Origin of the sequence: Pseudomonas sp. IPO3749, assembly GCF_013386605.1 — a bacterium.
Lineage (GTDB): Bacteria > Pseudomonadota > Gammaproteobacteria > Pseudomonadales > Pseudomonadaceae > Aquipseudomonas > Aquipseudomonas azotoformans_A.
Window position 1 is genome coordinate 1 of the sequence record NZ_JACARN010000086.1, and the last position, 6,382, is coordinate 6,382.

At 45.6% G+C, this 6,382-nt stretch carries 5 protein-coding genes; 1 reads left to right on the forward strand and 4 read right to left on the reverse strand.

The genetic code is table 11. The annotated features are described in order from the left end of the window. Positions 1–314 precede the first annotated feature (314 nt). From HX812_RS27760 to HX812_RS27770, 3 genes are all read right to left on the reverse strand, one after another. Positions 315–878, reverse strand: coding sequence for an NADPH-dependent FMN reductase (locus HX812_RS27760; RefSeq protein ID WP_016976642.1), 564 nt, complete (start codon positions 876–878; stop codon positions 315–317). Between the two features lie 94 nt (positions 879–972). After that, on the reverse strand, positions 973–2,103 hold the full coding sequence (locus HX812_RS27765; protein ID WP_080589235.1) for a maleylacetate reductase: 1,131 nt from the start codon (positions 2,101–2,103) through the stop codon (positions 973–975). 205 nt (positions 2,104–2,308) lie between these two features. Further along, positions 2,309–3,493: an MFS transporter gene (locus HX812_RS27770; RefSeq protein WP_016976641.1), complete on the reverse strand. Its 1,185-nt coding sequence runs from the start codon at positions 3,491–3,493 to the stop codon at positions 2,309–2,311. A gap of 149 nt (positions 3,494–3,642) precedes the next feature. Between HX812_RS27770 and HX812_RS27775 the strand changes: the two genes are divergently transcribed. Next, positions 3,643–4,554: a LysR family transcriptional regulator gene (locus HX812_RS27775; protein WP_016976640.1), complete on the forward strand. Its 912-nt coding sequence runs from the start codon at positions 3,643–3,645 to the stop codon at positions 4,552–4,554. Positions 4,555–4,671: 117 nt separating this feature from the next. Here HX812_RS27775 and HX812_RS27780 read toward each other — a convergent pair whose 3' ends face one another. Continuing rightward, a complete protein-coding gene (locus HX812_RS27780; protein ID WP_038843974.1) occupies positions 4,672–5,346 on the reverse strand; it encodes a hypothetical protein in 675 nt (224 codons plus the stop codon). Positions 5,347–6,382: the final 1,036 nt, after the last annotated feature.

Sequence of the window (6,382 nt, forward strand, 5' to 3'; positions counted from 1 at the left end):
CCCTTAAATGCGAAGAGCCGATAATCCTCAAATCTTAAGTTTGTGGTAAGGGAAGGGGGGCAGGGTTGATGTGTTGACTCAAAAAATATGAAGTATCCAATTTTTAATTTGAAAGCTGATTGTGACGTGATCTCTTTTACGTGCGTTGTGTTTCGTGCTCTAGGCTTTTAAGTGTATAGCTTTTAAGCGTTGCGTGTAATTAAGGGCGACTTTGGTGTCCACAGAATTTCATGAGTTGAAGAGGGTAAGTCAGTCAGATGTTTGTGGTACTATCGCCCTTAAGTGTCGCGTGTTAGGGGTGTTTTCGCGGCATATTATGAATTTAAAGAGGACTCGATATGAGTGAAAAAAGCGTCCATTATGTTTTGTAAAAAGGACTTGATGTTTTCATTCAGGATTCCGTTTTCATCGAAGAAACTACCTGCATTACCTAGATAGGCCTCGGGTTGCTGCATACATAGTAGGTTAAGAAAAACGAAGCACTGGCGAAGATGATGATTCGCTCCGAACCCACCGATTTGACCAGGCGAAGTAGTAATGATGGCAGCGGGTTTTGCGGCACCCCACGCACTTTTGCCGTAAGGCCGTGATCCTACATCAATAGCGTTTTTTAACGCTCCTGGTATTGATCGATTATATTCCGGCGTTATAAACAAGAAGCCATCAGCGTTATACAGTGCATTTCGAAATGATGTGTAAGAGGGTGGTGGAGTATCTCCATCTAAATCTTGGTTGTAGAGTGGCAGGTCTCCGATTTCCACGATGTTGAGGGTCAGTTTTCCGGCTGTCAGTTCATTAAGTGCGGTAGCAATCTTTCGATTAGTAGAGTCTCTTCTTAAGCTTCCAATTAAAATCGCGATAGAATAAATACGGCTCATTTTGTATTACCTTTTTCGGTGGTTGAAGCACTAGTTTTGGGTGAGAATTCTACGCTGAGTATTTCGAATTATTCTTGATGTTTTATGTTCGTCATCATGTAGTAGGAGAGGGTGCGTTACCTTCAAATGCGTCGCGGAGTAGCCGGTGTATTGGTTCGGCTTCGAGGCGGCGTGGATTTGGATATTGATTACTCAGAACTAGCTCGCAAGCCAGTGAAAGATTTGATTCATGCATGCCAATATCCCGAAGTGATGTTGGCGCGCCGTTTTTTGAAGCTAAATCGTATATTCCGGCAGGGGCACTTTCGGAGCCGATGGCCCGTGCGATAATTTCCATCGCCTCTGGCGCGGCTTCTGCGTTATAGGCGAGTGCGTGTGGCAGAATGACGGAATGAACTTCAGCATGTGGTAAGTTAAAACTGCCACCGAGGGTATGACACAGTTTGTGGTGGAGGGCCATTGTCACACTGCCAAGTACACCCCCGCATAACCAAGCCCCATAGAGTGCATCGGAACGTGCAACTCTCATTTCACCAGTGCTGCAGAAGTTGCCATCATTTTTGCGGAATTTGGGAATTGCGCGAGCCAGAGCGGCTATACCCGCTTCAGCCATTATATTCGTGACTGGATTTCGATTTTTGGCATACAGACCCTCAGCGCCGTGAGCAATAGCGTTCAAGGCGCTGGTGATGCTAATGTCTATCGGTAATTCTAAAGTCAAATCAGCGTCGTACAAAACGGTCCGAGGTAATACTTTTGGATCTGTGCCAGTTTTTTTTATCCCAGCCTCAGTTATACCGTATATCGCGGTCATTTCCGACCCTGAATACGTTGTGGGAATCGCTACCGTTGGAATGCCTAACTCACGGGCAATGGCTTTTCCCAAACCTATGGTAGAACCGCCACCGATGGTGATTAGACCATCAGCTCCTATTCTTTTCACTAACGCACATGCCTCACGCACTAATTCGAGGGGAACGTGCATTGCCGCGCGGTCAAAGATACCTGCCACCCTTTGGGCTCCGAGGATTACACTCACCATTTCGGCCAGTGGCCTCTGGCGAGGTGTGCTAATGAGTAACGGACGTGTAAACCCTAAAACATCGATTTCTGCGCGGAGTTCGCTTAAGCGTCCAGCACCGAATAGAACACGTTGTGGAAACGTTGCATATGTAAAATTTTCTAATAACGTACTTTCATAGTTTGAGTTACTATTTTTTTTCATCGCTGAATCCTTAGTATTGTTTTGGGGAGCTGAAAGCTCGTTAATTCTTGATCAGCCTGCGGATGATTTGCAAAAAAATTATCGTTTTGAACAGACTAAATAAGTGGACGTTAAATTCGTTTATGTTCCCATTGACGGTAAACGGACCGGGTTAAGCTGCATTATGGGGTTTCGTAAATTTAATTGATTTATAGAGCTCTTCGGTTTACCAGCTTGGCTTGCTGGGCAAAAAAAACGCGAAAATTGCTCCGGCGCAGTAAAGCGCCGCACATAGGCAAAGTGCCAATGAAAAGCCGATCTGGTTCGAAAGAGAACCCAGCGCAAACGGTGCCAGCGCTGAAATGCCACGACCTATGTTGAAACAAAATCCTGCACCAGTCGTTCTGATATGAATCGGATATAGTGACGCAAAGTAGGAGCCATAAAGCCCTGGGAACACCAGAAAGAAAGCGTAAGTAACTCCTAGCGCCATGAGGGTCGCTCGATCTTCAGCATACGCAAAGAATGGAAGAACCATGGCGGTCGCGAGCAGTGAAAGCACGACTAATAAACGCTTTCCATAACGGTCTGCAAAAAAACCAAAAATCAAATAACCTATGAATGTGGATGCGTTCAATACAAATAAATATCCCGACATTGATTTGAGATCAAAGCCTCGCTCTGCTGCCAAGTAGGTTGGTAACCAAGATGTTACCCCCCAGTACGCGAGGAGTGAAGATGATGCTGATAACGTGGCGAACATTGTCTGGCGCAAAAAATTTCCACTGAAAATCTCAAGTGGCCCAGAAGTGTTTTCAACGGTCGCAGTGACGTCACGCTCGGAAATCCATTTTGGCGATTCTGGTACAAAATAGAAAACGTATATGATTGGAATGATCGTAGAAACACCGCAGGTGAAGAACAGTGCTCTCCAGCCGTAATCAGGTAAAATAAGCGCTGAGAGCACTGCGGCAAACCCGGCGCCTAGAGGGAATGAACTCAACACTAACGACGTGGCTCTAGCCTGTTTCTCCTTTGGCCAGGTTTCGGAGATGTAAGCGGACACAATGCTCCAGACACCACCGAGCCCGAGTCCTGCGGCGAACCTTAGCACTAACATTTGTTCCCAGGAGTGAAGCTCTGCCATAATGCAGGTGCATAATCCAAAGAAGGTTAACGATGACAGGAGGGCTCGCCTTCTTCCAAATTTATCTGACATCCATCCGACTGTAACGCTACTCAGGCCTATCCCTAATAAAGTAGCTGTTACTAGCAGCCCCGCGTCTGTCCGCGATATCCCTGTATCGATTATGATTGAAGGTAGCGCAATGGCCAGTATAACTATCTCTAATGCATCGAACATATAGCTCAGAAAGCCTCCGATGAGCACATGGTGCTTAACGCATATCATTGTTGCCTCCTGTAGTTTTTGTAAGATACATCATTTGCAATGACTCGCGAGTAGCTCTTTTGCAAGGCGCACCGCAATGTTATTCTTTCTAAACACGCAGAAACAGACAGAGTTCTGGCAAACACCTTTCTACTCAGTGGAATACTGGCATGGACCGTTTTCGCGAAATTGAACTTTTTGTACACGTGGCAGAGGCAGCAAGCATTAGTCGTGCTGCTGACGTCCTGGGCCTACCGGTATCCAGTGCTAGCCGCCACCTAAGCATGCTTGAGACGCGGCTCGGAGTGCGCCTGGTGCATCGCACCACCCGCTCCCTTGCGTTGACAGAGGTCGGTATGGAATTTTATCGTCGTTGCAAGGACGTTTTGTCCGACCTAGGCGAGGCTGAAGCAGTTGCAAAGGATGCGGTTGGTAATCCTCGTGGAACATTAAGAATCACTGCGTCCCTTTCTTTTTGCTTGTTGCATATTGAGCCGCTTTTACCTGCGTTTAATAAAGCCTATCCAGATATTAGTGTCGATATTATCGCAGCTAATCAGTACTTAGACGTTGTGGAAAATAATGTGGATTTGGCAATTCGTACACGTGAATTTGAAGCAGACAGCAATTTGACCATCAGAAAGCTTGCTGTAACAAAACGAGTTCTTGCTGCCTCTCGAGAATATCTCTCTACGTATGGTATGCCTGTTATACCAGAGGATCTAACCAAACATAAAATGTTAATTTACAGTTATGCGAACAATCCTAATGAGTTGCCTTTTGAAAAGGGTAATCAAAAAGTAATCGTGAATCTTAACCCTTCGTTGCGTACGAATGATGGCCAAATAGCCATTAATGCTGCTTTGCATGGAATGGGTATCTTGGCACAGCCAAAATATGCTATTTATGATCATATTGAGAATGGAGAGCTTATTACATTACTTAATGATTGGGACTTGCCGCGCCTTACTATGAATATCGCCTATCAGACACGGCGGTACCTCCCTAACAAGGTCAGAGTTTTCGTTGATGCCTTAACTGACCACTTTTTGAGGAATGATTTCGAGCGTCGTTGGAGCTAACAGTGAATTTTTTGAGCTTGTAGTTTTAACGATCCTTCTCAATCGTTAAGGCGCAGCTTTGCAATATTTTTGAAGTAACAGGCATTTACCGTGCTCGTGAAAAAAGGCACTAATTGTTTAGAACTTATCACTCTTATGCGCTAACAAGTCTTTCAGGGAACGATCAAATTTTTGTAGCGCGCTGATTTGCACATTCTTTTGCTCATTAATGTCAGAAACAATTTCCTCAGTGCGTTTGTTGCCCGCCCAAATCGGAGAGAGTATTTTTTCATCACTTCCTTTTGCCGTTCCGAGATGATTGTAGCTTCTATCGTAGAAATGTGCCGCTACATTCGCCTTAATTTCGGAGTTTCGAGAGGTGATAAGTTGAAAACGAAAGTCGACCACTACCAAAATATCGGGTTTCGCTGCTTTTAGGCTCAGCACATCCGGATATTCTTTCACTTGGCCGAACTCCCGTCGAAGAGAGGCCTTCAGCCAGTCTACCGCCAGATGAGGGTCTGACGTTGATATGTACGCGTCACGAATCGACTCTACTAGGAGATTCTTGCCGAAGCCAGTACCCGCGCTGTTATGGTATTGTCGTAGATACGTTAGATTGGTTTGGGTATTTTCGCTAAGTATCACTCCTATAGAAATCTGATCGCCAGTCGGTATGAAGTCTTCTTTAGTGCGGTTCATAGAAATGCCCAGAACAGTATCTGGTAGCACAATTGCTGGTGGTGCGACAGGAGTTGAACAACCGGTTAGTACACATATTATGGCTAGTGTGCAGAATGTACCTAGTTTCATTAGGGATCCCCCAAAAAACAGTTATGTACCAACATTTTACTGTGCGTTATTGATTTTTAGATAATGTATCGGTTTTCAAACAAACGTCTTCAATGAATTTTAGACACCGCTAATACCCAGTCTTTGCAGTTAGATTGCACACCTTGATTTCGTAGGCCCGTATTTGGAACTAGGGGAGCTCCGATAAAATCCGCGATTTCAGCCTAAGCGCGCTAACGCAGAGCGTTATCAATTTGAAGCGTCCGATAGGCTGTACATGGTTATCACCCCCACTTTTCGGCGCGATTTGCGCGTTTACCGGCGCCACTTACCTGTGCCTAACAGCTGCTTACTTGCCGCTCATGGGATGTACGGCGCAATCAACGTGTTAGGTCAATCCGAAAAGTCGCACATTCATATGGCTGACCTGACCCTTCTCCTTACCCCGAAACCGACTTTTGAGCTTTGTCCTAGTTTGCGTATATGTCTCAAGCACCCACTACTACGCTTCGCTTTAGGGGCCAGGCTCCACTCCCTATTTCGAATAGTTACGGTGTCGTCCGTCCTCCCAGATAGCTGCTCGGTCAAATCCTCATACTGCGTGTCGACTTCCGTATAATCGGCATCGGTATACACAGATTTTTTTACTATACCACAGGTCGGTGATTGGCTTGATGTTAGCTACTGATACCGTTCCCTCATGTTATAAGCAGCATTTTAGGAGCTCTAGGCACTTAGATAAACTGGCCCAATTCGTTTTGTCCTTACGGAAAATCGTACAATGATGCTTGACTGGTCGATCTCAGTGTGTGCTTTCAACCGCATTCTTCAAGTAGATAGTTTTAGTGAGGCATCAGCAATCTTTAGATGTAACTAATAGTACCACTTCAGGATAATTATGGTTTCGGTATTTAAGGTTGCTTACCTCGTATGACTTTCAGGGTTTCCCCGCGGCAGAATGTACCGCCATTATTCCTCGCTCGTATGCCCCTCTGATCCATGCTGGCCGCATACCATTAGCGATTTCGTGGCTTTCCATTCTCACGGGCTCTGGCGG